At 72.8% G+C, this 23844-nt stretch carries 31 protein-coding genes and 1 pseudogene; 5 read left to right on the plus strand and 27 right to left on the minus strand.

Annotated features, from left to right (window positions below):
• Positions 1-68: 68 nt before the first annotated feature.
• The 14 genes and pseudogenes from MID12_RS06875 to MID12_RS32385 form a co-directional block, all read right to left on the minus strand.
• The gene (locus MID12_RS06875) at positions 69-365 is read right to left on the minus strand and encodes a WhiB family transcriptional regulator (RefSeq protein WP_263165448.1); all 297 of its coding nucleotides are present in this window, start codon (positions 363-365) and stop codon (positions 69-71) included.
• Positions 362-553, minus strand: a complete 192-nt coding sequence (locus MID12_RS06880; protein ID WP_263165449.1) for a hypothetical protein — start codon at positions 551-553, stop codon at positions 362-364. The genes MID12_RS06875 and MID12_RS06880 overlap by 4 nt, the downstream gene beginning before the upstream one ends.
• Complete coding sequence (locus MID12_RS06885) at positions 550-1353, minus strand: hypothetical protein (protein ID WP_263165450.1); 804 nt, start codon at positions 1351-1353, stop codon at positions 550-552. Before MID12_RS06885 ends, MID12_RS06880 begins: the two co-directional genes overlap by 4 nt.
• Positions 1350-2252: a PD-(D/E)XK nuclease-like domain-containing protein gene (locus MID12_RS06890; protein ID WP_263165451.1), complete on the minus strand. Its 903-nt coding sequence runs from the start codon at positions 2250-2252 to the stop codon at positions 1350-1352. Before MID12_RS06890 ends, MID12_RS06885 begins: the two co-directional genes overlap by 4 nt.
• Complete coding sequence (locus MID12_RS06895; RefSeq protein WP_263165452.1) at positions 2245-2544, minus strand: hypothetical protein; 300 nt, start codon at positions 2542-2544, stop codon at positions 2245-2247. Before MID12_RS06895 ends, MID12_RS06890 begins: the two co-directional genes overlap by 8 nt.
• Positions 2541-2798, minus strand: a complete 258-nt coding sequence (locus MID12_RS06900) for a hypothetical protein (RefSeq protein WP_263165453.1) — start codon at positions 2796-2798, stop codon at positions 2541-2543. The genes MID12_RS06895 and MID12_RS06900 overlap by 4 nt, the downstream gene beginning before the upstream one ends.
• Complete coding sequence (locus MID12_RS06905) at positions 2795-3574, minus strand: hypothetical protein (protein ID WP_263165455.1); 780 nt, start codon at positions 3572-3574, stop codon at positions 2795-2797. Before MID12_RS06905 ends, MID12_RS06900 begins: the two co-directional genes overlap by 4 nt.
• The gene (locus tag MID12_RS06910; RefSeq protein ID WP_263165456.1) at positions 3571-4002 is read right to left on the minus strand and encodes a hypothetical protein; all 432 of its coding nucleotides are present in this window, start codon (positions 4000-4002) and stop codon (positions 3571-3573) included. The genes MID12_RS06905 and MID12_RS06910 overlap by 4 nt, the downstream gene beginning before the upstream one ends.
• Positions 3999-4244: a hypothetical protein gene (locus MID12_RS06915; RefSeq protein ID WP_263165457.1), complete on the minus strand. Its 246-nt coding sequence runs from the start codon at positions 4242-4244 to the stop codon at positions 3999-4001. Before MID12_RS06915 ends, MID12_RS06910 begins: the two co-directional genes overlap by 4 nt.
• Positions 4241-4474 carry a hypothetical protein gene (locus tag MID12_RS06920; protein WP_263165458.1) on the minus strand — a complete coding sequence of 78 codons (234 nt, stop codon included), beginning with the start codon at positions 4472-4474 and terminating at the stop codon, positions 4241-4243. Before MID12_RS06920 ends, MID12_RS06915 begins: the two co-directional genes overlap by 4 nt.
• The gene (locus MID12_RS06925; protein WP_263165459.1) at positions 4471-4680 is read right to left on the minus strand and encodes a hypothetical protein; all 210 of its coding nucleotides are present in this window, start codon (positions 4678-4680) and stop codon (positions 4471-4473) included. Before MID12_RS06925 ends, MID12_RS06920 begins: the two co-directional genes overlap by 4 nt.
• Positions 4677-5000: a hypothetical protein gene (locus MID12_RS06930; protein WP_263165460.1), complete on the minus strand. Its 324-nt coding sequence runs from the start codon at positions 4998-5000 to the stop codon at positions 4677-4679. Before MID12_RS06930 ends, MID12_RS06925 begins: the two co-directional genes overlap by 4 nt.
• Before the next feature lie 94 nt (positions 5001-5094).
• Entirely contained in the window at positions 5095-5349 is a 255-nt protein-coding gene (locus MID12_RS06935; RefSeq protein WP_263165461.1) for a hypothetical protein, read from the minus strand.
• 30 nt (positions 5350-5379) lie between these two features.
• Positions 5380-5553: pseudogene (locus MID12_RS32385) on the minus strand (helix-turn-helix domain-containing protein); the annotation flags it as partial.
• Between the two features lie 215 nt (positions 5554-5768).
• On the opposite strand from MID12_RS32385, the gene MID12_RS06940 reads away from it, so the two are divergent.
• Both MID12_RS06940 and MID12_RS06945 read left to right on the plus strand, forming a co-directional pair.
• Positions 5769-6266 (plus strand): helix-turn-helix transcriptional regulator, encoded by a 498-nt coding sequence (locus MID12_RS06940; RefSeq protein ID WP_263165462.1) that lies wholly within the window; start codon positions 5769-5771, stop codon positions 6264-6266.
• Positions 6267-6891: 625 nt separating this feature from the next.
• Entirely contained in the window at positions 6892-8481 is a 1590-nt protein-coding gene (locus MID12_RS06945) for a M4 family metallopeptidase (RefSeq protein ID WP_263165463.1), read from the plus strand.
• 127 nt (positions 8482-8608) lie between these two features.
• On the opposite strand, the gene MID12_RS06950 is transcribed toward MID12_RS06945, so the two are convergent.
• Complete coding sequence (locus tag MID12_RS06950) at positions 8609-9505, minus strand: arginase family protein (protein WP_040256491.1); 897 nt, start codon at positions 9503-9505, stop codon at positions 8609-8611.
• A gap of 204 nt (positions 9506-9709) precedes the next feature.
• On the minus strand, positions 9710-10837 hold the full coding sequence (mnmA, locus tag MID12_RS06955; protein WP_040248008.1) for a tRNA 2-thiouridine(34) synthase MnmA: 1128 nt from the start codon (positions 10835-10837) through the stop codon (positions 9710-9712).
• Positions 10838-10953: 116 nt separating this feature from the next.
• On the opposite strand from mnmA, the gene MID12_RS06960 reads away from it, so the two are divergent.
• Positions 10954-11703: an N-acetylmuramoyl-L-alanine amidase gene (locus tag MID12_RS06960; protein ID WP_263165465.1), complete on the plus strand. Its 750-nt coding sequence runs from the start codon at positions 10954-10956 to the stop codon at positions 11701-11703.
• A 254-nt stretch (positions 11704-11957) separates the two neighbouring features.
• On the opposite strand, the gene MID12_RS06965 is transcribed toward MID12_RS06960, so the two are convergent.
• The 5 genes from MID12_RS06965 to MID12_RS06985 all read right to left on the minus strand — a co-directional run bounded on the left by MID12_RS06965 (position 11958) and on the right by MID12_RS06985 (position 15775).
• Complete coding sequence (locus tag MID12_RS06965; RefSeq protein ID WP_040248010.1) at positions 11958-12749, minus strand: hypothetical protein; 792 nt, start codon at positions 12747-12749, stop codon at positions 11958-11960.
• 273 nt (positions 12750-13022) lie between these two features.
• On the minus strand, positions 13023-13832 hold the full coding sequence (locus MID12_RS06970; protein ID WP_263165466.1) for an alpha/beta fold hydrolase: 810 nt from the start codon (positions 13830-13832) through the stop codon (positions 13023-13025).
• 107 nt (positions 13833-13939) lie between these two features.
• Positions 13940-15103: a cysteine desulfurase family protein gene (locus tag MID12_RS06975; RefSeq protein WP_040248013.1), complete on the minus strand. Its 1164-nt coding sequence runs from the start codon at positions 15101-15103 to the stop codon at positions 13940-13942.
• 110 nt (positions 15104-15213) lie between these two features.
• Positions 15214-15489 (minus strand): hypothetical protein, encoded by a 276-nt coding sequence (locus MID12_RS06980; protein WP_040256494.1) that lies wholly within the window; start codon positions 15487-15489, stop codon positions 15214-15216.
• A gap of 85 nt (positions 15490-15574) precedes the next feature.
• On the minus strand, positions 15575-15775 hold the full coding sequence (locus MID12_RS06985) for a hypothetical protein (RefSeq protein WP_263165467.1): 201 nt from the start codon (positions 15773-15775) through the stop codon (positions 15575-15577).
• A gap of 117 nt (positions 15776-15892) precedes the next feature.
• Between MID12_RS06985 and MID12_RS06990 the strand changes: the two genes are divergently transcribed.
• Both MID12_RS06990 and MID12_RS06995 read left to right on the plus strand, forming a co-directional pair.
• On the plus strand, positions 15893-16519 hold the full coding sequence (locus tag MID12_RS06990) for a TetR family transcriptional regulator (protein WP_263165468.1): 627 nt from the start codon (positions 15893-15895) through the stop codon (positions 16517-16519).
• Positions 16520-16595: 76 nt separating this feature from the next.
• The gene (locus MID12_RS06995; RefSeq protein WP_263165469.1) at positions 16596-17459 is read left to right on the plus strand and encodes an alpha/beta fold hydrolase; all 864 of its coding nucleotides are present in this window, start codon (positions 16596-16598) and stop codon (positions 17457-17459) included.
• Between the two features lie 129 nt (positions 17460-17588).
• Here MID12_RS06995 and MID12_RS07000 read toward each other — a convergent pair whose 3' ends face one another.
• From MID12_RS07000 to MID12_RS07025, 6 genes are all read right to left on the minus strand, one after another.
• Complete coding sequence (locus tag MID12_RS07000; RefSeq protein ID WP_263165471.1) at positions 17589-18494, minus strand: glycoside hydrolase family 16 protein; 906 nt, start codon at positions 18492-18494, stop codon at positions 17589-17591.
• Between the two features lie 304 nt (positions 18495-18798).
• On the minus strand, positions 18799-19458 hold the full coding sequence (locus tag MID12_RS07005; RefSeq protein WP_397915659.1) for a TOPRIM nucleotidyl transferase/hydrolase domain-containing protein: 660 nt from the start codon (positions 19456-19458) through the stop codon (positions 18799-18801).
• Positions 19459-19702: 244 nt separating this feature from the next.
• The gene (locus MID12_RS07010; protein WP_263165472.1) at positions 19703-20659 is read right to left on the minus strand and encodes a helix-turn-helix transcriptional regulator; all 957 of its coding nucleotides are present in this window, start codon (positions 20657-20659) and stop codon (positions 19703-19705) included.
• A 50-nt stretch (positions 20660-20709) separates the two neighbouring features.
• Positions 20710-21573 (minus strand): thioesterase family protein, encoded by an 864-nt coding sequence (locus tag MID12_RS07015; protein ID WP_263165473.1) that lies wholly within the window; start codon positions 21571-21573, stop codon positions 20710-20712.
• 75 nt (positions 21574-21648) lie between these two features.
• Positions 21649-22314 (minus strand): trimeric intracellular cation channel family protein, encoded by a 666-nt coding sequence (locus MID12_RS07020; RefSeq protein WP_040248029.1) that lies wholly within the window; start codon positions 22312-22314, stop codon positions 21649-21651.
• 163 nt (positions 22315-22477) lie between these two features.
• A complete protein-coding gene (locus MID12_RS07025) occupies positions 22478-23830 on the minus strand; it encodes an ABC transporter ATP-binding protein (RefSeq protein ID WP_263165475.1) in 1353 nt (450 codons plus the stop codon).
• Positions 23831-23844: the final 14 nt, after the last annotated feature.

Raw genomic sequence — 23844 nt, forward strand, 5'->3', positions numbered from 1 at the left:
CTCTCGGATCGTGCGGCGATTCGGGGCGCCCGGGGCGGAGGCCTTGGTGGCACCCCGCCCCGAGCGGGTCAGGCGGCGGCGCGGCGGGCGCGGGCGGAGCGGTGGTAGCGGAGGTACCGCTCGGGGCCGGTGAGTCCGCCCCAGACCCCGAAGCGGCCGTCCCTGCCGCGGGAGCCCTCCAGGCGCATGGCCTCGGCGAGGCAGGCCGCGGCGACCGGGCAGCGGGCGCAGAGCGCCTTGGCCACCTGAATCTCCGTGGCGTCGCTGTCCGGGTACATGGCCTCGGGCTGGTCGATGCAGGCGGCCCGCTCGCGCCAGTCCTCTTCGCGGCCGGTGGTCGGGGCAGTAGGACGAAGGAGCTTCATGCGCTTCCCTCCCATTCGGCGAGCCGCTCGGCGGTGGCTTCGAGGTCGCGTCGGAGGCGCTGGATCTCGGCGACGAGGAAGAGGACGTCCCGGCGGGCACGGGCCCGGAACTCGGTCTTCGCGGGCTCGGTGGTGGCGGCGGTGGCCAGGGCGAGGATGTCCGCGGTGCGGTCGAGGGCGGTGGTCACTGCGCGCCCCCGGTGATCTCCTCGGCGGTCACGCGCGGGGCGGGGAACTCCTCGTCCGCGGTGACTTCGCCGCGCTGGAGGGACTGGTGGATGACTCCGAGCTGTGCGACGTCGTGTTCGGTCCACTGGTCGGAGGGGCGGCCGAGCTTGGTCTCGATGCGGCCGGCCGTGATGCCCAGTCCCTCGAACGCCTTCACGGCGTCCGCGATACGGCGGGCGAGTGGCTTGCCGCCGCCGTCCTGGAGGGTCCGGTTGCAGAGGTCCTTGGCCTCTTCCACGAACCAGGGCGGCAGGATCGCGAAGATCGCTTCACGGACTCGGCGGGCGCCGTTGTTGGCGTTGTTCTCGTAGATGTCCCGCATGTCCTTGAGTTCCTTCACGCCGTGCTTGGTGTCGCGGCGGTGCGGGACGACGAAGGTGCTGCTGTTGCGGGAGTTGGTCTGTACGTCCCAGGCGAAGGCCTGCATCTCGGACTGGCCGTACTCGTCGTCGCGGCGCAGCTCGACCAGGCCGTATTGGACGTTGCCCCAGACGCGGGCCAGCTCGCGGGCGAGGTGTACGGACGGGCCGGTGATGGTGGATCCGGCTCGGCTGTAGCGGAAGAACGCCCGGTCGGCGAGGTAGGGCTGGCGGCAGGATTCCCGCATTTCCGCGAGCGCGGCTTGGATGTTGCGCGGGCACTGCTGGGCGACGACGACGGCGGCCTGGACCTCGGCGGCGGCGCGGGACTGTTCGACGGCGGTGCCCTGGCCGATACGGGCCGGGGAGGGTGCGGTGGTGCGCGCGGGCTGGTGGGTCACAGGTACTCCTCGGCGTCGTTCTTCTCGGCCCACGGGGGCAGGGGGAGGTAGGCGATCTCGTCGGTGTAGCCGGGCCAGTGGCCGGTGGCGACGCACTCGGCGTAGGTGTCGAGGGCGGCCCGGTTGCGGGCGGCGCCGAGGCGCATGGCGAGGGCGTCGGGCTGGATCACGGTGACCACGTAGGGCGGGGTCTTCTCCTGGCAGACGAAGACGAACTCGGCGTCCTTGTCGGCGAGGTCGAGGGCCTGCGCTCCGGCGCGGTACCAGTCGGCCTGCTGGTGGTAGCCGTACTCCCACATCGCCTTGGACAGCGCGTCGGGGGCGGCGGACCGGCAGGTCTTGTAGTCGGGCAGGATCGTGCGGCCCGGGCCCGGGTCGGGGCGCCAGTCCCAGAGCACGCGGCGCATCACGCCGGTGCGGTCGTCGCGCCAGAACCCGGCGGACTCGGCGGTACCGGTGCCGGCCTGGAAGAGGCGTCCGGCGACGGGGTGTCGGTGGAGGGCGGCGGCCATGTCGTGGACTTGCTGCCACTCGCCGGGCTTGAGGGGCACCGCGCCGCGGGCCCGGGTCTCGGCGACCTCCGCCTTGACGGCGGTCGTGCGCCATTCGTCCGCGTCGATGCGGACCAGCTCGGGGCCGGTGCCGAGGACGAGGCGGTGGGCGGCGTGCCCGAGGTCGAAGGTCTTCTTCGGGGGCTGGGGGTTGTCCTGCTCGTGGCGGAACAGGGCCGGGCAGTCGAGGATGCGGCGGGCGCCGCTGGAGGAGAGGGACGCCCGGTCGGCGTGGTACTCGACCGCGGTCATCTCGTACAGGCCAGGCTCGCGCTGCTCGCTGGTGCAGGTGCAGCCCTCGAAGTCACGGCGGCAGGTAGGGCAGCGGCCGGTGCGGGTGTCAGCCACGGTCGGCCTCCCGCCCGGCGTCGCGGTGCTGGCAGGTGCCGAGGAAGCACCTCTTCGCCTGCTGGTCCCACTGCTCGGGGCTGAGCAGCTGGACGGTCCAGCCCTGCCGGGTCTGGCGATCGCGATCACGCTGGAGGCGGGTGAGCCTGCGGTGCGCGGTCTCGGCGTCTACTGCCTGGTCGCCGTGGACGGATCCGTAGACGCAGCCGTTCGGGTCGGCGAGAACCCAGAAGCAGCGGGCCAACGGCAGCTGCTGGCCGTCGAGTTCGACGGTGAGGGTCGGGGCGCTCATCGGCCCTCACCCGCCTCGGCGGTGAGGTAGGCGCGCCCGGCCGGAGTGATGCGGACGGGGTCGGTGTGGCCGTCGCCGACGTGGATGAGGGCGTGCTTGTCCAGCGGGTGGAAGGTTCGGTCGTTGAACACGGTGCCGGTGTGCGGGTGCCGCCATCGGGCTCGGGGCATCGGCGTGAAGGTGACGGCGTCGTGCTCGGCGAGCTCGCGCAGGAGCCGCAGGGACGCGGCCGGAATGACGGGGCGGTCGCTCATTCGTCGGCCTCCTCGTCGTACTCGGAGGCGGCGACTGCCCACTTCTCGGCGTCCGGGTCCCAGATGACGGACCAGGTGTCGTGGTCGGTGATGGTGCCGTCGAGGTCGATGCCGATGGCCCCGGCGCGGTTGAGGGCGTCGGCGATGGCCTGTGCGGGCGGCACGATCGGGGCGGGCTCGGCCGCCTCAGCGTCGGCGGCCATGCGGCGGACGCGCAGTTCGGCGGCGTAGAGCCCTGCAACCTTCACGCCGTCGGGCTCTACGCCCTGCAACAGCCGTAGCTCGTCGGCGAGGTGACGGTACGCCTCAGCGCGGCTGGGCCGGGCCTCCAACTCGGCGACACGGGCGCTGAGACGGACGGTCTCGCGGTACATCTCCTGGACGTGCCGCTTGTTGCTCTTCGCCACGGCGGTCAGGGTGTCGACCCGATCAGCGAAGGCATTCCGCTCGGCTCGGACGGCCTGCTCCCGGGCGAGCAGCTGCGCGTTGGCCTCGACCACCGCGTCCCGCTGGCGGCGGGTGCGGTCCAGCTCGGCCAGCAGCGCAGGCACAGCGGTACGAGCCAGGATCACGAACTGCCAGTCTTCGTCAGGAAAGTCGACGAACTCGTTCCGTCGCTCGCCGCCCGCGTAGACCGCGCTGACGTAAGTGCCGTGGCCGCACAGCCCATCGCAGCAGTCGCACTGCTCAAGCTCCACCGTCCACGGGCCGGGGGTGACGGTGGCCGCGCGGTCGCGGATGGCCTGCTCCTGCTCGGGCGTCATCGGCTCGCTCATGCCGCACCTCCAGCGTTCTCGGTGGTGATCACGTCGATGTGGGTGAGGGCGATGCACGCCCCGTGGCCCTCGACCCAGACGACCGCGGTGTGCCCGCCGAGGACGGAGGCCGCGCTGCGGGTGCGGGTCGTCAGGACCGTGGTGTCCGGGCAGTCCTCGGGCCGGAAGCCGGGGTAGGCGCGGACCGGAGTCCCCACCGGGTGGGCCGCGTTGAACGCAGCGGCCTGCACGGTCGCCCGATCGGCGGGAGACATGCACTCGGCGCAGACCGTGTACGTCCACCAGGTCTCGCCTGCATTGGCACCCATCCCCGGAGGCAGCGACCCACGCAGGTAGCGGTCGCCGGGCTGGACGGTCCGGCCGCAGCAGCCCATGTCGCAGCGGCGCGGAATGCGGGCGGTCCGGTAGGTGCGGAGTTCCATGGTCACGACGCACCTCCGGCGATCTGCGGCCGGTCGATGACCTCGTGCGGTTCCAGCGCCAGCCAGTCACACCCCGCGCGCAGGTGAACCGAACCGTCCGGCTCCTGGCGGGCGCCGTCCAGGTCGAACGGCAGGCGGTTCGCGGCCTCGGCGACGAAACCGCGTGCGAGGTCGCGGGTGGCGAAGACTCCAAGGACCTCGCCGCCTTCGTGGCCCTCGCCCTGCGACAGAATCCAGACTGTGCTCACGACGCACCCCCTTCGGTCTCGGTGGCGCCGAGCGCGGCAGCCCACTCCGGGTAGTCCGCAACCGTCGACACCGGCGCATCCGGATGCGTCACCAGGAACGCGTCCAGCGCATAGGCCAGCCGATCCGACGGCGAATGCGACCGGGCCGCCGCGTCCGAGAGGATCGCCAGCGCAGACACCTGCGCCGCGGGCACGTCGAGGTCGGAGATCGGGCGAGTCGGGGCGCTCACGAGGCACCGCCCGTCTCGCGGGCCTCGGCCAGCCGAACCAACTCGGCAGCCAGAGCGCGCAGCCCCTCGGCCGGGGTCGCCGGGCCGATGTGGAGGGCGAGGTCACCGATGTGCACCACCGTGGTGCCGCCCTCGGTCAACTCGTAGGTCCAGAACGCGGCGTCGTCCAGGTCGAAGGAGACACCGCCGATGATCCGGGCGCTCATGCCGCCACCGCCAGCGGGGCCTCGACCGCGGCCGGGACGATCGCCTTCACGCGGACCGGGACGTCACGCCAGCGGGTCGACGCCTCGAACGAACGCAGCGTCTCGCCGTCGTGCTCGAACGCCCTCACGGCCGGAACGATCTCGGCGCCGAACAGCGCGGCATACTCGGCGAGCCCGGCCATCGGGTCGTCGCTCTCCACGTAGCCCTCCAGGAGGCCGTGTGAGCTGACCGACCAGTGCACGGGCGGAAGTTCGGGGTGCTCCTGAAGGAGCTGCGCCAGCGCCATGGCCGGTGCGAGCTGGGGTACCTTGCGGGACACGGGGTCCTCTTCTCTCTCGCAGTTGGGTTGCGGGTGGAGCAAGTGCTCCGAGGGGTCGCATCCGGATGGCCGTCCGGGAGCGGCCCCGCTGTCGTCAGGCCGCGGTCTTCCGCGGGCTGCGGGTGCTCACGGGCTCGATGGCGCCGAGGGCGCTGGTGCGGCGGATGTCCTCGCGGGTGAGGGTGATCCGACCGCCATCCGTGTGGGCGTAGATCTGCCGCGCGTAGGCCTTCTCGCGGATCTTGCGCGCGGTCCAGGGCAACCAGCCGTTCGCGTACACCTCTTCCGGGGTGTAGCGCTTCAGCTCGTCGTCCGGCTCGGCGACCTGAGCGGGGGCCTCGATGGTCACGGGTTCTCCTTGAGTGAGGGCGTCTTGGGGAACGCCCAGGGCATGGGCGATCACGCGGATCCGCCCCTCCTCGGCCTCCCGGACCTCGCCCCGCTCAAGGCGGCGGAGGTACCGGCGGTCGATGCCAGTAGCAGCAGAGAGTGCGCGCAGGCTCAAATTCTGAGCCTCACGAATGCCTCGGAGTGCAGATCCATTCGGTGTCACGCTCAGAACTTACGCCCTGCATGCCTACCACCGCAATCCCTGATGCCTACTTTTTGAGCCCGCGTATGCCCCCAATGGGGTGAGTGCGTAGAGATTGAGCCGACACTGTGCGCCACGCAATGCGCCCCCTTACGCCTCGTTTGCTCATCTCTTTGCAGGTCAAAGGCAACGGTTGAGCTTTCGGTGCGTCTGCGGATGGTGCATGATGAGGACCCATGGAGCAGACATGGGCACGGCTCGGCGACGCGTTCCAGCACGCGCGCGCAGCACGCGACCCGAAGCTGACGCAAGACGACGCAGCTCAGGCACTCGGTGTCAGTCGAGCCACCGTGCAGAACATGGAGCGCGGCAAGGGCACCACGAAGGTCACTCCAACCATGCGCGCCTACGCTCAGCTCCTCGGCTGGACGCCAGGCTCCATCGAGGCCGTGCTCGAAGGCGGCGAACCGAGCTACACCTCCGACGCTGCCGCGGCCATCGGCGCCGTCCCAGAGACCGGGCTGCCGCTGCGGATCGTGCACGAGCTGGAGCGGCCGGGCGAACTCGTCGACACCGCCGTCATCCCGCTCACCGACGACGCGGACATGGTCGTCGTGGTGAAAGGCCGGCAGACCGCGACCCGCGAGCAGCTCCTCGCGGCGCTGGAAGCATGGCGGCGGGCGGAGCCGCAGCTGCAATCGCTGGACGACGACGAGGAGCCTGCCGGAGCCTGAGCCCGGACAGCACGAAGAGGCCCACCCCCGCTTGGGGGTGGGCCTCTCGGCGTTCAGGGGAATCAACGCGCTGACCTGCGCCGCAGCGATGATCGTTTAGGAGAGATTTAGGGGATGCCACCTTGTACTGAGGTGGTGTTCAGCAGGTTTTCAGAAGGTGCTCAACATGCGAGCTGCAAGGCCGAGACAGCCCCTGATACCCACACGACCTGCGAGAACCGGAACCTCCGCGCTGCTCACGAAGACGCCCAACGCCTCAGCCAGCCAGGCACTACTGCTTCTACGAGGTCGAGGTGGTCTGACCACCGCCCCGGATCCTGGTGCCGGGCGTCCGCGAACTCCTCGCGGGCGCCCGGCACTTGCGTCTCCCCCGGCTCCGGTGCACCCGGGCCCCGTACCGCCTCTTCTGTTACAGCGGTCCGTGCGTCCCGTGTCGCCGTGTTGAGCGATGTTGTCCGTCATATGAACAAGCACGGGGCCAAGGGGACAGGAGATACGAGAGCGGGCAAATGGGGCGTGACATGTGCGCGGCGGAGTGCGAGCGTCCTCGGCAAGCAAGGCACGACACCTTGCCAGGCGGGCGGCCCGGCCGCCCAACTCCCCACACCCTTCAGGAGATTCCCCCATGTCTTCGCTCCCCCGGATCCCCGGACGCAGAAACCGGCGGCTGGCCCTCGCGGGCGGTGCGGCCACCGTCGCCGCGGCGCTCATCGCGGTCGGCGCCGCCTCCACCGCCGGTGCCGCCCCCGAGCAGAGCACCGACACCTCGCTCACCGGCACCGCCCGCTCGCTCGGCCTCGGCGCCAAGGAGAAGCTGGTCGTCAAGGACGTCGTCAAGGACAAGGACGGCACCGTCCACACCCGCTACGAGCGCACCTACGCCGGGCTGCCCGTCCTCGGCGGCGACCTGGTCGTGCACCGCGCGAAGGGCGGCAAGGTCGAAGGCGTCACCAAGGCGGCCGAGGCGACCGTCAAGCTCGCCTCGCTGAGCCCGAAGCTCGCCCCGCACACCGCGCGTTCGGCGGCGCTCAAGGCGGCCGCGGCCGCCGAGGCGAAGAAGCCCGCCACCGAGCAGGCCCCGCGCAAGGTCGTCTGGGCCGCCTCCGGCAAGCCCGTCCTCGCCTACGAGACGGTCGTCGGCGGCGTCCAGGAGGACGGCACCCCCAGCCGTCTGCACGTCATCACCGACGCCAACACCGGCAAGAAGCTGTACGAGTTCCAGGACATCAAGAACGGCAGCGGCACCAGCCAGTACAGCGGCAAGGTCGAGGTCGGCAGCACGAAGTCCGACAAGGGCTTCGAGCTGGTGGACGGCGAGCGCGGCGGCCACGAGACCCGCGACCTGGACAACGCCGAGAGCGGCGAGGGCACGATCCTCACCGACGAGGACGACAACTGGGGCGACGGCACGCCCGAGAACAAGCAGACCACCGGGGTGGACGCCGCCTACGGCTTCGCCCAGACCTCGGACTTCTACAAGGACGTCCTCGGCCGCGACGGCATCCGCGACGACGGCAAGGCGCCCACCTCGCACGTCCACTTCGGCACGGACTACGTCAACGCCTTCTGGGACCCGCAGACCTTCTCCATCTACTACGGCGACGGCGAGGGCGGCAAGAAGCCCCTGAACCAGCTGGACGTGGCCGGACACGAGTTCAGCCACGGCGTGACCGAGGCGACCGCGGGCCTGGAGTACAGCGGGGAGTCCGGCGGCCTGAACGAGGCCACCTCCGACATCTTCGGCACCGCGATCGAGTTCCACGCGGACAACGCCGAGGACCCGGGCGACTACCTGCTCGGCGAGAAGATCGACATCAACGGCGACGGCACCCCGCTGCGCTACCAGGACAAGCCCAGCAAGGACGGCGGCTCCGCGGACTTCTGGGACGAGAGCGTCGGCGACCTCGACGTGCACTACTCCTCCGGTGTCGCCAACCACTTCTTCTACCTGCTCTCCGAGGGCAGCGGCGCCAAGGAGATCAACGGCGTCGAGTACGACAGCCCGACCGCCGACGGCAGCACGGTCGAGGGCATCGGCAGGGACAAGGCGGTGCAGATCTGGTACAAGGCGCTGACCTCGTACTTCACCTCCACCACCGACTACGCGGGCGCCCGTGAGGGCACGCTGAAGGCCGCCGCCGACCTCTACGGCGAGGGCAGCCCGGAGACCGAGGCCGTGGCCGCCGCCTGGGCGGGGGTGAACGTCAAGGGCTGACCCTTGCGATGAGCGCCGTTCCTTGAGTGGGGGTTCGGCGGGGCGGTGTCCGGCGGTGCCGGGCACCGCCCCATCGCGTTCGGTGCCCAGCGCACCCGAACAGCCGCCCCCGGCAGGGGAGTTCGGCTCACTGTCCGGTGAAGGCGCCCACCACCAGGTCCGCGAGCAGGGCGCCCGCGGTGCCCTCCGGGTCCAGGTCGGGGTCGTAGATGGTGACGTTGAGCCCGGCGCAGCGGCCGGAGCGGACCAAGGGGCCGAGCAGGGCGCGCAGTTCGCCCGGGAGCAGGCCGCCGGGGTCGGGGCTGTCGACCGCGGGCATCACCTCGGGGTCGAGGACATCCGCGTCGAGGTGCACCCAGAAGCCGTCCAGGGCGGGCGACTCCAGGGCGGCGAGCGCCTCCTCGGCGGTCCGCGCGCCACCGCGGGCGCGCAGCTCGCCGACCGTGACCGCCGCGATCCCGAGGTCCGCGAGCTCCGCCCGGTCCTCGTCGTAGTCCCGGATGCCGAAGAGCCGTACGTCCTCGTCCCGTACGTACGGCGCGCGGCCCTCCAGATCGCTGAGGTCGCGCTGGCCGCGGCCGGTGGCGAGGGCCAGCTCCTCGCCGCCCGCCGCGCCGACCGCGGCGGAGTTGCCGGGGTGGCGGAAGTCGGCGGAGCCGTCGATCGCGGCGATCCCGTAGCGGCCGATCCGGCGCAGCGCGAGCGAGGCGCCGAGCTGGATGGAGCAGTCGCCGCCGAGCACCAGGGGGAACTCACCGGCGCGTACGTGCCGTTCGATCCGGTCGGCCAGGCGCGGCGTATAGGCGGCGAGCTGGGCGGCGTGGAAGACCCCGTCCCCCTCCTGCCAGTCGCCGCGGTCGTAGCGGGGCGGCACCACGACCCCGCCCTCGGCCGCCCCGAGCCGGTCGAGGATCCGCTGCTCGCGCAGCGCCCCGGCGAGCTTGTAGCAGCCGGGCACGGTGCCCGGGGCCGGGGGCCGCAGGCCGAGGTTGGAGGGGGCGTCGAGCACCACGAGGTCGCGCATGCGGACCATCCTGCGTGCCGCGTGGGTGCCGATCAACTGGCTTTCCGGGAGGGTGGCGGGAGGTCCCGGGGGCCCGGGGCGGACCGCCGGTCACGGCTCCTGCGCCGGTCACGCGGCACCGAGGCGGGCCCCGCTCGGGCCGGCCGCCAGGCGTCGGCCGTCCCGCCCTCGCGAACCGGGCCGCCCGGCCGCTCCCGCCGTCGGCTACGCCGCCGAAGTCGCCCGTACCGTCGAGGCGATGGTGGCCGAGCCGACGACACGGTTGCCGTCGTAGAGGACGATGGCCTGGCCGGGGGCGACGCCGCGGGCGGGCTCGGTGAAGTCCACCCGCAGCTCGCCGTCGACGAGTTCGGCCCGCACCTCGCACTCGCCGCCGTGCGCGCGCAGCTGGGCGGTGTAGGTGGCGGGCCCGGCGGGCGCCGTGCCGCACCAGCGGGGCTTGACGGCGGTCAGCCCGCCGACGTCGAGGGCGGCGGCGGGGCCGACCGTGACGGTGTTGTCCACCGGCGAGATGTCCAGGACGTAGCGCGGCTTGCCGTCCGGGGCCGGGGTGCCGATCCGCAGGCCCTTGCGCTGGCCGATGGTGAAGCCGTAGGCGCCCTGGTGGCTGCCGACCTTGGTCCCGGACTCGTCGACGATGTCGCCCTCGGCGCGGCCGAGGCGGCGGGAGAGGAAGCCCTGGGTGTCCCCGTCGGCGATGAAGCAGATGTCGTGGCTGTCGGGCTTCTTGGCGACCGCGAGCCCGCGCCGCTCGGCCTCCGCGCGGATCTCCTCCTTGGTGGTGAGGGTGTCACCGAGGGGGAAGAGCGCGTGCGCGAGCTGGCGCTCGTCGAGCACCCCGAGGACGTACGACTGGTCCTTGGCCATGTCCGAGGCGCGGTGCAGCTCGCGGGAGCCGTCGGGCAGCGTGACGATCTGCGCGTAGTGCCCCGTGCACACCGCGTCGAAGCCGAGGGCCAGCGCCTTGTCGAGGAGCGCGGCGAACTTGATCTTCTCGTTGCAGCGCAGGCAGGGGTTGGGGGTGCGCCCCGCCTCGTACTCGGCGACGAAGTCCTCGACCACGTCCTCGCGGAAGCGCTCGGCGAGGTCCCAGACGTAGAAGGGGATGCCGATCACGTCCGCGGCCCGGCGGGCGTCGCGGGAGTCCTCGAGGGTGCAGCAGCCGCGGGCTCCGGTACGGAAGGACTGCGGGTTCGCGGAGAGGGCGAGATGGACTCCGGTCACCTCGTGGCCGGCCTCGGCGGCGCGGGCGGCGGCGACGGCGGAGTCCACGCCGCCGGACATGGCGGCCAGTACGCGAAGGGGGCGGGTGCGCGCGGGGATCTCAGTCATAACCCGTCCAGGGTACGGGCCCGGGGAACTAAATTCGCGCGCGTATCCGTTGGACGATCGCAAACGGGACGAAGAGTGCGCGAGGGGTATCCGAGCGGGCGGGACGGAGGAGGGACGTGGGGCGCGAGCCCGGCGGTGGCGACGAGGCGAAGGCGGGAAGCGACGGCGACCGGCGGATCAGCAGACGGACCCTGCTGATCGGCGGGACCGCCGCGGCCGTCGGCACCGGGCTGCTCGCGCGCGACCAGCTCGGCCGCACCTGGTGGCGGCTGCCCGGCGTGGAGAAGCCCCGCAAGCCCGGCGAGGTCGACTTCGCCGGGGCCGAGTGGATCGGCGCCTCCCCGGCGAACTGGCGGCGCGCGGACCGCCCCGACGACTACGCCATCGACATGGTGGTCGTGCACGTCACCCAGGGCAGCTACCGCTCCACCCTGAAGGTCTTCCGCGACCCGGCGCACCAGGCCGCCACCCACTACGTCGTCCGCGGCGACGGCGAGGTGACCCAGATGATCCGCGAGCTGGACGTCGCCTTCCACGCCGGGAACCGCGCGTACAACGAGCGCAGCGTCGGCATCGAGCACGTCGGCTGGGTGGACCGCCCCGAGTCCTTCACCGAGGAGATGTACCGGGCCTCGGCCCGGCTGACCGCCGGGATCTGCGCGCGGTACGACATCCCCGTCGACCGGAAGCACCTCATCGGGCATGTGGAGGTGCCGGGCACCGACCACACCGACCCCGGCAGGTTCTGGGACTGGGGGAAGTATCTGCGCCTGGTCCGGGAGGCCGGGGAGGAGAGGAAGGCCGGGAAGGCCGGTAAGGCCGGGGCGGAGAAGGGGAGCGAGAAAGCGGCGCGCCCGGAGCGGTAGGGGGCTGGGGACGGGGGAGGCCGAGGGCCGGGAAGGCCGGGGACCGGGGAGGCCGGGGTGGCTGAGAAGACCCGGGAGCCCGGGGCCGGGAGTGGCGGCGGGGGCTGATAACTGAGGGCTGACAGCTGACAACTGACGGATAACAGATGACGGATATCACTATCTGTCATCCGTCATCTGTCACATGTCACTCGTCACCCGTCACCCGCCGGTTGCCCCACGCACCCCCACTGCCCCGCACCCCCACCCCCGCCCTACGGCAACTTCCCCGCCTGAGCCTCCGCCAGCGGCACCGGAAAGGCGAACCCCTTCCCCGAGACGATCGCGCCGAGGTTCAGCGCGCTGAAGTAGGCGAGCGTCCGGCCCTTGCGCACCACGACGACCTTGAAGGAGGCCTTGTCGTGGCCCTCCTGGCTGACCACCGTGAAGGCGGTCGCCTCCTCGCCGAGGGCCGGGGCCTTGTCGGCCGCCACCGAGACGATCTTCATCTCCTCGCCGTGCGCGCGGGTGGTGAAGCCCCCCTTGCAGGAGTCCACGCCCTTGCGGAGGGCGGCCATCGCGGAGGGGGCGCCGTTCCCCTCGTAGGAGGCCACGGTGATCATGGACTTGGTGGTGTCGAAGGCCGATTCGAGGTCCTTGACGTCCTTCCCGGCGGGCTGGGAGAGCGCCTGACGCTCCGCGGTCGCCGCGGGGCCGCCGGTGGTGGTGCCGAGCGCCGCGAGAGCGAGCGGTCCGCACGCGTCCCGGGAGGTCTCGACCTCCGACTCCTCGGTGCGGTCGGCCTCGGCACGCTTGTCGATCCGGTGCCCCGGCACGTCGCCGTCCGCGACCGCCGCCTTCTCCAGCGCGGCCGCGCTCAGCACCTTGCCCTTCGCCTCCGCGGGGGCCGAGGCGGCGGGTGTGGACGCACCGCCCTTCTCCTTGTCCCCCTCGGATCCGGACGCCTCCGTACCGTCCGAACTTCCGCAGGCGGCGAGCAGCACGAGCGCCAGAGCGGTCGCGGTGCCCGCAGCGGTACGGCGCAGTGCGCGCGAGGTGGTGTCCACGACGTTCCTCCTGTGTGTGCCTGATCCGGCAGGTGCCCGGTACCCGAGGACCTCGATGCGGGCCCCGGCCGCGGTCAGCACACCCTAGAGGAGCGACCCCTCACCCCCGGCTCCGGGCCCGGCACCGGTACCGGCACCGGTACCCGCACCCGCACCCGCACCCGCACCCGCACCCGCACCCGCACCCGCACCAACCCTCCGCGGTCGCCGAACAGACCCCGTACACCCGGCAGTTGACCCTCAGCCCGACCCTCGGCCCCCGACCCCCGACCCTCAACCCCGCTCGTCGGCCCGCTCCCACAGCGCCCGCAGCGCCGCGTTCACCCGCTCCGGCTGCTGGGTGTGCGGGTAGTAGCCGGGGACGGTGAGATGGTCGCCGCCGATCTCGCGGGCCACCGCGCGGGCCGCCGCCCGCAGGGCCTCGCCCGCGTACTTGCGGTAGAGCGGCGGCGCGTCCTCCCAGTCCCCCGCGATCACCAGCTTCGGCCAGGGCGCCGCGGCGAGCGGCGCGAGGTCGCCCGCCGCCTCCCAGACCGGCCGCTCCCGCATCGAGGTCCGTACCGCACGCAGCCTGCGCGGCGTCGGCTCCGGCATCGTCATGCCGAGGCCCTCGGTGGAGGCGCGCAGATAGTCCTCGGCCGGAGTGTCCTCGGGTACGGAGACGGCGTCCGCGGTGCGCTCCAGGAGGGCGGCGACGGCCGGTTCCTCGGTGGCCGGCCAGAAGGCGGCGGGCTGGATCAGCGCCAGGGAGCGGACCAGACCGGGGTGCCGGGCGGCGGCCAGCAGCGCGGCGAGACCTCCGTTGGCGTGGCCCACCAGGTGGGCGCCCGCGGGGAGTTCGGCGAGGACCTCGGCCAGGTCCGCGGCGTCGGTCTCGAAGTCGCTGCGCCGGGTGTCCGGGGAGTCGCCGTAGCCGCGCCGGTCGACGAGGAGGAGCGGGCGGTCGGTCGCGAGCGGGCGCTGCGCCCCGAAGCCGTACGCCTCGTCGGTCCCCCAGGTGAAGATGCCGTGCGCGAAGACCGCGGGCGGCGCGCCCGCCGCGGACCCGGCCGGTTCCCAGACCGTCACATGTACACGCGTCACACCGCTCGCCCTCCTCGGCTCGGGCGCCTCGGCGCGCCCTTCGGTTCGGGCTCCTCAGTGTGCCCGAGCGGCCTCCGGGGCGCGGACGCCGCCCTGGCGGTGTGCGCTCAGGAGAGCCCGGCCGTACGGGCGCGTTCGACGACGGGTCCGATCGCCTTGGCGAGGGCGTCGACATCGGCCTGGCCGGAGGTGTGGCCGAGGGAGAACCGCAGGGTGCCGCGGGCGAGTTGGGGGTCGCTGCCGGTGGCGAGCAGGACGTGGCTGGGCTGGGCGATACCCGCGGTGCAGGCGGAGCCGGTGGAGCAGGCGATGCCCTGGGCGTCCAGGAGCAGCAGCAGGGAGTCGCCCTCGCAGCCGGGGAAGCTGAAGTGGGCGTTGGCGGGCAGCCGGCCGACCGGGTCGCCGCCGAGGACCGCGTCCGGTACGGCCTCCCGTACCGCCTCGATCAGCCGGTCGCGCAGGGCGCCGATCTCGCGGGCGAACTCCTCGCGCCGCTCGGCGGCGAGGCGGGCGGCGACCGCGAAGGCCGCGGTGGCGGGGACGTCGAGGGTGCCGGAGCGGACCTGGCGCTCCTGGCCGCCGCCGTGCAGTACGGGTACCGGGCTGTGGTCGCGGCCGAGCAGCAGGGCGCCGATGCCGTAGGGGCCGCCGATCTTGTGGGCGGAGACGGTCATCGCGGCGAGCCCGGAGGCGGCGAAGTCGACCGGGAGCTGGCCGAAGGCCTGGACCGCGTCGGCGTGCAGCGGGACGCCGAACTCCGCGGCCACCGCGGCGAGTTCGCGGACCGGCTGGACGGTGCCGATCTCGTTGTTGGCCCACATGACGGTGGCCAGGGCGACATCGGAGGGCTCGCGGGCGAGGGCCTCGCGCAGCGCCTCGGGGTGGACGCGGCCGTAGGAGTCGACGGGCAGGTACTCGACGCGGGCGCCCTCGTGGGTGGCGAGCCAGTCGACGGCGTCCAGGACCGCGTGGTGCTCGACGGGGCTGGCCAGGACCCGGGTGCGGGCCGGGTCTTCGGCCTTGCGGGACCAGTACAGGCCCTTCACCGCGAGGTTGTCGGCCTCGGTGCCGCCGGAGGTCAGGACGACCTCGCTCGGCCGGGCGCCCAGGGAGGCGGCGAGGGTCTCGCGGGCCTCCTCGACGGTGCGCCGGGCGGTGCGCCCCGCCGCGTGGAGCGAGGAGGCGTTGCCGGTGACGGCGAGGTGGGCGGTCAGCGCCTCGATCGCCTCCGGAAGCATCGGAGTGGTCGCGGCGTGGTCGAGATAGGCCATGGTGCGCACGATTCTACGAGGCCCTCGGGGGGCCGTGTCCCGCGCGGGGGGGGCGCGAGGACCGCGGGGCGTGCGCCCGGGGCGGGCGGGGCGGCCGGAGCCGGGCGGTGTCAGCCGCCGAAGCTCCAGACCCCGCCGGACTGGACGAGCGTGGCGAGCACGATCAGGTCGGCGACGCCGAGGCCGAGGCCGAGGAGCGCGCGGCCGCGGCGCTGAGTCCCGCGCCACAGGGCGGCTCCGGCCAGCGCGATGGCGATCGGGCCGAGCACGATGTTGAGGACGAGCAGCCCGAGCAGGCCGAGCACGAACGAGGCGACGGCCATGCCGTCGGCGTCGCGGACGCCGGGGCGGCGCTGCGGGGTGTCGGTGGCGGCGGTGAGTTCCAGCATGGTGGGCTCCCTGGTCAGGTCGTGACGGGACGGGGTGCGCGGGGCAGGGCCCGGGTGCGGGCGCCCCGCGGGAGGCGGCGGCTCAGGAGTGGCCGCCCTGCGGGGTGCGGGCACCGGCCGTCCGGTCCGTACGCGTCCGGCGGCCGTGGTACTCGCGGGCCGTGAAGACGGCGAGCCAGACGCCGATGACGGCGGCGGCCACCAGCGAGACGGTCAACGGGGCGTGGACCACCGCCCCCAGGACGATGCCGAGCAGCATCAGCGCGGCGACGAGGAACAACATGGGGCACCTCTCGTGGAAGATTCGGTGAACGCTTGTGGTTACAACTGTTCACTGACTTCAGTGTTCTACCCCGCCCACCGGGTTGTCAATTCCAGAGAACAATCGTTAACTGATGTCATGAGTCACACCGTCGGCGTCCGGCAGGCGCAGAAGCAGAAGACGCGGCAGGCACTGCTCGACGCGGCCCTGGTCCTCCTGGAGGAGCAGAGCCTCAGCAGCCTGGGCATCCGCGAGGTCACCCGCGCCGTGGGAGTGGCACCGACGGCCTTCTACCGGCACTTCCGCAGCACCGCGGACCTCGGTATCGCCCTGGTCGAGGAGGCGCTCGGCAGCCTCCACCCGCTGATCGAGTCGCTGCTCGCCGAGCACGACGACAGCGAGCAGCTCATCGCCCACATGGTCGACCTCATCAGCGCGCATGTGCAGGACCACCCCTCGCACGTGCGCTTCCTGGCCCGCGAGCGCCACGGCGGGGTCCAGCCGGTACGCGCCGCGATGGCCACCCAGCTCCAGCGCTTCGCCGAGGAGGTACGGGTCGGACTCGCCACCCAGGCCGAGTCCCGCGGCTGGGGCGAGGACGATCTGCTGATGCTCTCCCGCCTGTACGTGGACCACATGGTGATGACGGCCTCGGAGCTGGTGGAGGCCGAGCCGGGCACCGAGGAGGCGCTCAAGGACACGGCCCGCCGCCAGATGCTGGTGATACACCTCGGCCGCGCCCACTGGCTCGACCACCGGAGCTGACCCCGGGCTCGGCCACCGGGACCGATCCCGCACCGGAGCCTGCCGCGACCGCCGCCCACCCCCTACGCTCGGGATCATGACCGACGGCGCCTGGACCACCAGCGGCACACACGACGGGGAACTCGACCGCGAGGTGCTCACCTCGGGCGGCACGGTGCGCTGGGCCCGCCTCGGCCCCGAGGACGCGCCCCCGGTCGTCCTGCTGCACGGCACCCCCTTCTCCTCCTACGTCTGGCGCGGGCCCGCGGCCGCCCTCGCGCAGGAGTTCCGGGTGCACCTCTGGGACATGCCGGGGTACGGGGCCTCCGAGATGCGCACCGGGCAGGACGTCACGCTCGCCTCCCAGGCCCGGGTCTTCACCGAACTCCTCGACCACTGGGGCCTGGCCGAACCGGCCGTCGCCGCCCACGACTTCGGCGGCTGCGTGGCCCTGCGCGCCCATCTGCTGCACGGCGCCCGCTACTCCCGCCTCGCCCTGGTCGACCCGGTGGCCCTCGCCCCCTGGGGCTCCGCCACGTACCGGCTGCTCGGGGCGCACGCCGAGGTCTTCGGGGAGCTGCCGCCCGCCCTGCACGAGGCCCTGGTGCGCGCCTACCTCTCCTCGGCCAGCCACCACGGGCTGCCCGCGCACACCCTGGACCGCCTCGCCGCCCCCTGGTGCACCGAGGAGGGCCGCGCCGCCTTCTACCGCCAGATCGAGCAGAACGACCAGCGCTTCACCGACGAGATCCAGGGCCGGTACGGGGAGTTGGCGCTGCCGGTGCTGCTGTGCTGGGGCGCCGAGGACACCTGGATCCCGCCGGAGAAGGGCCGGGAGCTGGCCGCGCTGATCCCGGGCTGCACTCTGCTGCCGATCGAGGAGGCCGGGCACCTGGTCCAGGAGGACGCGCCGGCCGAACTCACCGCGGCCCTGGGCGCCTTCCTGCGTACCGCTTCCTGAGCGCACTCCCCCGGGCACGGCGACGGACCGCGTCCGGAACCCGGTGGGGTTCGGACGCGGTCCGGGCGGATGCGGCGGGGCCCGACCGGAGAGCCCCGCCGCACCGGGTACGTCACCTCACCGGGTACGTCACTTCGCCGGGAGCGCCTTGTCGGCGGTGGAGACGCGGACGTAGTCGACGACCAGCTCCTGCGGGAACTGGGTGCTGCCGTCCGGGTTGCCGGGCCAGTCGCCGCCCACCGCGAGGTTGAGGATGAGGAAGAAGGGCTTGTTGAAGACCCACTGGTTGCCGTTCAGATCGGCGGGGGTGCGGGTCTGGTAGACGTTGCCGTCCACGGACCAGCTGATCTTCTCCGGCGACCAGTCGATCGCGAAGGTGTGGAAGTCGTCGGCGAAGACCTTGCCGTCGGGGAGGGTGTAGCCCGCGCCGATGCCGCCGCCGCCCGAGTAGCCGGGGCCGTGGATCGTGCCGTGGACGGTGCTGGGTTCGAAGCCGACGTTCTCCATGACATCGATTTCCCCGGAGTTCGGCCAGCCCACGTTGCCGATGTCGTCGCCGAGCATCCAGAAGGCGGGCCAGATGCCCTGGCCGCGCGGCATCTTCAGCCGGGTCTCCACGTGGCCGTAGGTGGAGCTGAACTTGCCGGAGGTGTTCAGGCGGGCCGAGGTGTACTCGCAGGTGCCGTACCAGCACTGGTAGTTGTTCGGGTTCTCCTTGCGGGCGGTGATGACCAGGTTGCCCTGGCCGTCGAGGGCCGCGTTGCTGTTGCCCGCCGTGTAGTACTGGCGCTCGTGGTTGTTGCCGCCGTTGTCGCCGGTCTCGATCTGCCACTTGCCGCCGTCGACCCCCGAGCCCGCGGGCCCGTCGAAGTTGTCGGTGAAGGTGTCCGCGGCGAGGGCGCCCCCGGAGCGTTCCGGGGCGGGGGCCGCCGAGGCGGGGACGGCGGTCATGGCGCCCGCGACGCAGAGCAGCGAGGTGGCGCAGAGCGCGAGGCGGCTCCGCTTCGAGAGGTGCCTTGGCTTGTGCACAGTCATCACATCTCCTGGGCGAGTGGGGGGCATGTGCATGACAAATGACTCCGAGAGGTGAACGCAGGAGCGCCGGACTCGGGGGCCGTTGGTTCAGTTCTTGATTTAAGAGAGCCCCCGGAGTGCCGTCAAGAAGCTGGACCGGAGCAGAAAACGGAAGCCCGCGGGCGGGGGCCCGCGGCGCCGGGGCCGACGGTTCCGAACGGGCGGCAGACGGCTCCCGGGCGCTCCGGACGGGCGGGAGGAGTGGGGAGCAGCCGGACATCCGGACCGTCCGGGCGGGCGTTCGGGGCCCGAACGGGCAGCGGGCTCAGACCGCGGCGAGCAGACGCGCGAGCGGCGCCGGAACCCGGGCGGGGTCCAGGTGCTCCACCAGCGCCCGGGCGTACTGCGCCTTGCGGCCGCTGTGGGTGCCGAGGAAGCGCCGCAGCTGCCGCTCGACGCTCCGGCCGCGCTGCGCGGGCTGCTTCTGGAAGGTGCGGAAGGGGCGCAACTCCCCCTCGTACGCCACCACTTGCTGAACGGCCTCGGCGCCGAGCGCCCGGATCAGCTCGTCCTCCAGATCCGCGACGCAGACCTGGAAACCGAGCTCCGCGAGGCTCCTCGGGCCGCCTTCGGCCGCCAGCCCGGCGCGTTCCAGACTCCGGCGGAAGTACGGCTCTTCGGCAGCGTCGCACAGTCCCGCGAGGCGGAGGCCGAGTCCCTGCGGGCCGAGGTGGCCGAGGAAGCGCCCGATGCTGGTGGCTCCGCCGAGCGGCACCAGGCAGACGCCCTCCGCCGCCAGGTTCCGGCCGCTGCGGACGGCCAGTGTCTCGATCGCCGTCCGGTCGCTGACGCCTTCCACCAGCACCGCTGTCCGTACCCCCGTGACGGGCAGCAGCTCGCGCGCTTCCCCGGCCGCCGGCTCGCTCCCGGCACCGCCTGCGGCCCAGCGCACCACCGCCTCGGTGAAGCGCCGCATCTCGTTCACCCGCTCAGTCTTCCAGCACAGGACTCCGTTCCGGCAAGGCTTTTTCGCCGCGGCCGCCCGCGCCAGGCCGGAAGACGCCAGCGGCTGACCGCGATGGGCCACCCGCGAGGGGCCGCGAACCGGCCACCGGGGGGCCGGGCCGCGAGAGCCCCGGATCTCCGGGCGCCGACGACCGGCCACCGGGACCGGGCCCCGAGATCGCCGCACCGCCCGGTGCGCCGGACCCCTGCTCGCCGCCGACCCGCTACCGGTACAGCGCCGCGACCGCGGCCGCCGCGCGGGCCAACTCCTCGCGGGCCTCGGGCGGGGAGAGGATCTCCAGGCGGTCGGTGAAGGCGAGCAGGGAGCGCACCTCCTGGACGACGCCGTAGGCCAGCCGCGCGGTGACCCACTCGCCGGTGCCCTCCTCCCGCGGCAGCTCCCTCAGCGCCGAGCCGTTCATCCGCAGGAACATGTCCAGGCGCTCCCTGCGCACCCGCACGGTGACCGTCAGCGGAGCCTCCCGCTCCTCCACCTGCCTCCTCAACTGCTCCCAGACCTCGGGGAGTTCGACCCCCGGACGGCGCCTGACCGGCTCGGCGGTGAGCCGGGCCTCCTGCATCCGGTCGGCGCGGAAGAGCCGGGGCCTGCCCCGCCGGTCCGCGACCAGGTACCAGACGCCCGCCTTGGCGACCAGCCCGTAGGGATCGACCGTGTACGTACGCGCCTCGGCGTCCCCGCTGTGCCGGTAGCGCAGCCGCAGCCGCCGGTCGGCGAAGACCGCGTCCTGCAGCGCCTCCAGGTCGACCGGCTGCTGCGGGCCGCCCTTCCAGCGGGAGGCGTCCACCAGGATGCGGCGGCTGGTGAGTTCGGCCGCGGGCCGGTGCGGGGCGGGCAGCGCGGCCATCACCTTGCGCAGCGCGGAACCGAGCGCCTCGTCCAGGCCGAGCGCCGCGTGCGCCCCGGGACCGGCGAGCACGAACAGCGCCCGGGATTCCTCGGCGGTCAGCCCCGTGACATCGGTGCGGTAGCCGGGCAGCAGCGAGATCCCGCCATGCCGCCCGCGCTCCGCGTACACCGGCACCCCGGCCGCCGAGAGCGCCTCGATATCGCGGTAGATGGTGCGTACGGAGACCTCCAGGCGGGCGGCGAGGTCCTGGGCGGGCACCCGGTCCCGGGTCTGGAGCAGCAGCAGGATCGACAGGAGCCGGTCGGATTTCACGGCTCAAGCATCCCCCGGGCCTCCGGCGGCGCGCGGTCCGCCCCGGCCGGTCAGCCGGTGAGGCGGACCCGGGCGAGCTGCCGGGACTGGCAGACCAGCCGGTCGGCGGAATCCCAGACCTCGACGTCCTCCTCCAGGAAGCCGCCCGCGAGGTTGCGGGTGGTGATCGCCACCCGCAGCGGTCCGGGGGCGGGGCGGCAGCGGACGTGCGCGGTCAGCTCGATGGTCGGCACCCAGCCCTTGATGCCGAGTTCGAAGCTGGTGGGCGGCAGTCCGTCGACCGTCATGAGCAGCGAGAGCGGGTCGGCGTCCCGGCCGTCGGCGAACCCGAACCAGCCGCGCATCTCGCCCTTGCCGGAGGGCGAACCGAGCGCCCAGCCCAGGGTGGCGGGGTCGAGTTTGAGCCAGAGCCGGTCGGTGATCGCGGAGCTGCCGGAGACCGTCCCGCGGCCGTTGTCGGGCGCGTCCTCGGGACCGAAGCACTGCTCGGGCGGCGGGAAGGAGGGCGGCTCGGCGGAGGTGCGGACGTCGTCCGGCAGCGCGTCCAGGTCCCCGTAGGAGGCGAGCACCCGCAGCCGCTCGACCTCCTCGCCGTTCGCGTCCCGCTGGAAGAGGGAGGCCTGACCGGTCGACAGGGTGCGGCCGGTGCGCACCACCTCGGTGCGGATGACCGCCGGGCCCGGCACGGAGGCGGTGAGGTAGTGGGCGGTGATCGTGAACGGGTCCGGGTGCGGCAGCGCGTCGGCGAGCGCCCGGCCGAGCACGGCCAGCAGATAGCCGCCGTTGACCGCGGCGATGATGGTCCAGCCCGCGGAGAGTTCGGTGTCGTAGACGCCGGGTTCGCGCCGGGTGACCGCGGTGTCGCGGTCGAACTCGCTGGCGCCGATCGCGGCGGCGGGGGCTGCTTCTGTCATGGCGGCACGGTACAACAGATCATTACTGAGCGGTAGCTTTCCTCTGGCCGGGCGCCCGCCGCCGCCCCCGGGGGCTCAGCCCTCTTCCCGCTCGGCCACCTCGGAGCGCCGGTTCCAGGCCCGCGGGGCGCGCCAGTGGTAGCGCATGGCGAGCAGCCGGAGGATGAAGACGGTGACCACGGCGAGGGTGGCGGTGGCCCCGTTGAGCATCCCGTGGTCGATGAAGAGGACGACCAGGGTGGCGCCGACCACGGCGGGCACCGCGTACAGGTCCCGGTCCCAGCGCAGCAGCGAGGGCACCTCGTTGGCGAGCACATCGCGCAGCACACCGCCGCCCACCGCGGTGGCCAGGCCGAGCACCGCGGAGGAGGTCAGACCGAGCCCGTACGCGTACGCCTTCACCGCGCCCGTCACACAGAACAGGCCGAGGCCGGCCGCGTCGAAGATGTTCACGCCGAGCTGGAGCCGCTCCACCTCCGGGTGGAGGAAGAAGACCAGGACCGTGACGACCAGCGGGGTCAGGAAGTAGCCGAGGTCGGTGAAGGCGGCGGGCGGGACGGCGCCGATCATCAGATCGCGGAAGATGCCGCCGCCGAGCGCGGTGACCTCGGCGAGCACGGCGATGCCGAAGACGTCGAAGTTCTTGCGCACCGCGAGCAGCGCGCCGGAGATGGCGAAGACGAAGATTCCGGCGACGTCGAGCGCGTGCTGGAGGGAGGGCGCGTACAGATCCTGGACCACGCGCTATTCATACCTGGACGGCCGGATACGGCAAAGCCGGATCAAGGCGGGCACGACGAAGCCGGACGGAGGGGGCGGTGCCCGCGTGGGACCGGTCCCGCGCGCGGGAACCCGCGGGCCGCCCTCCTCCGTCCGGCTCGCCCCGGCGACAACTCCCGGGGGGCTACTTGTCGGTGCCGGGCCGGGACTCGGTTCCGGCGTCCTCGGACTGGGAGTCCTCGGCCGCAGGGTCCTTGGACACGGGAGCCTCGGACACCGGGGCCTCGGACTCGGCGTCCAGGGATCCGCGATCCGTGGACACGGCGTCCTTGGACACGGCGTCCGCGGATACGGGATCCGCGGATACGGCCCCCGCGGGCTCCTCCTCGACCGGCCCGCCGCCCACGGTCACCACGCTGATGGCGTCCACGGCGGCGCGCAGCAGTTCGGTGTCCTGGGGTGCCTGGTCCTCGGCGTTCTCCGGGTGGTGGCAGGCGACCTGCTGGCCCGGGCCGAGCTGGAGCAGCGGCGGCTCCTGGGTGGTGCAGATCTTCGTGGCCTTCCAGCAGCGGGTGTGGAAGCGGCAGCCGCTGGGCGGGGACATCGGCGAGGGCACGTCACCGGTGAGCAGGATGCGCTCGCTCTTGGTGTTGCGCCGCTTGGGGTCCGGGATCGGGACCGCGGAGAGCAGGGCCTTGGTGTACGGGTGCATCGGCTGCGTGTACAGGGCCTGCCGGTCGGCGAGTTCGACGATCTTGCCGAGGTACATCACCGCGATCCGGTCCGAGACATGGCGTACCACCGAGAGGTCGTGCGCGATGATCACGTAGGTCAGGCCGAGTTCGCTCTGCAGGTCGTCGAGGAGGTTGACGACCTGGGCCTGGATGGAGACGTCGAGCGCGGAGACCGGCTCGTCGGCGACCACCAGCTTCGGGTTCAGGGCGAGCGCGCGGGCGATGCCGATGCGCTGGCGCTGGCCGCCGGAGAACTCGTGCGGATAGCGGTTGTAGTGCTCGGGGTTGAGGCCCACCACCGAGAGCAGCCGCTGGACCTCCGCCTTGACCCCGCCCTCGGGCTTCACGCCCTGGAGCTTGAAGGGCGCGCCCACGATGGTGCCGATGGTGTGGCGCGGGTTGAGGGAGGAGTACGGGTCCTGGAAGATCATCTGCACATCGCGGCGCAGCGGGCGCATGCCGCGCACGTTCAGGTGCGTGATGTCCTTGCCCTGGAACTCGACGCTGCCCGCGGTCGGTTCGAGCAGCCGGGTGATCAGGCGGCCCATCGTCGACTTGCCGCAGCCGGACTCGCCGACCACGCCCAGGGTCTCCCCCGCGCGGACCTCGAAGTCGATTCCGTCCACCGCCTTCACGGCGGCGACCTGGCGCTGGAGCAGCCCCTTGCGGATCGGGAAGTGCTTCTGCAGGCCCCTGACCCTCAGCAGCGTCTCACCCGGCGCGGGGTCCTTCGTCAGGGTGGCGGTGCCGCCCGCGGCCTCGGGCTCCGGGGCGCCGGCGGTGGGTTTCTCCTCGCGCGTCACGGGCGTGTCCTCGC

This window comes from Streptomyces sp. SCSIO ZS0520, assembly GCF_025643355.1.
Lineage (GTDB): Bacteria > Actinomycetota > Actinomycetes > Streptomycetales > Streptomycetaceae > Streptomyces > Streptomyces physcomitrii.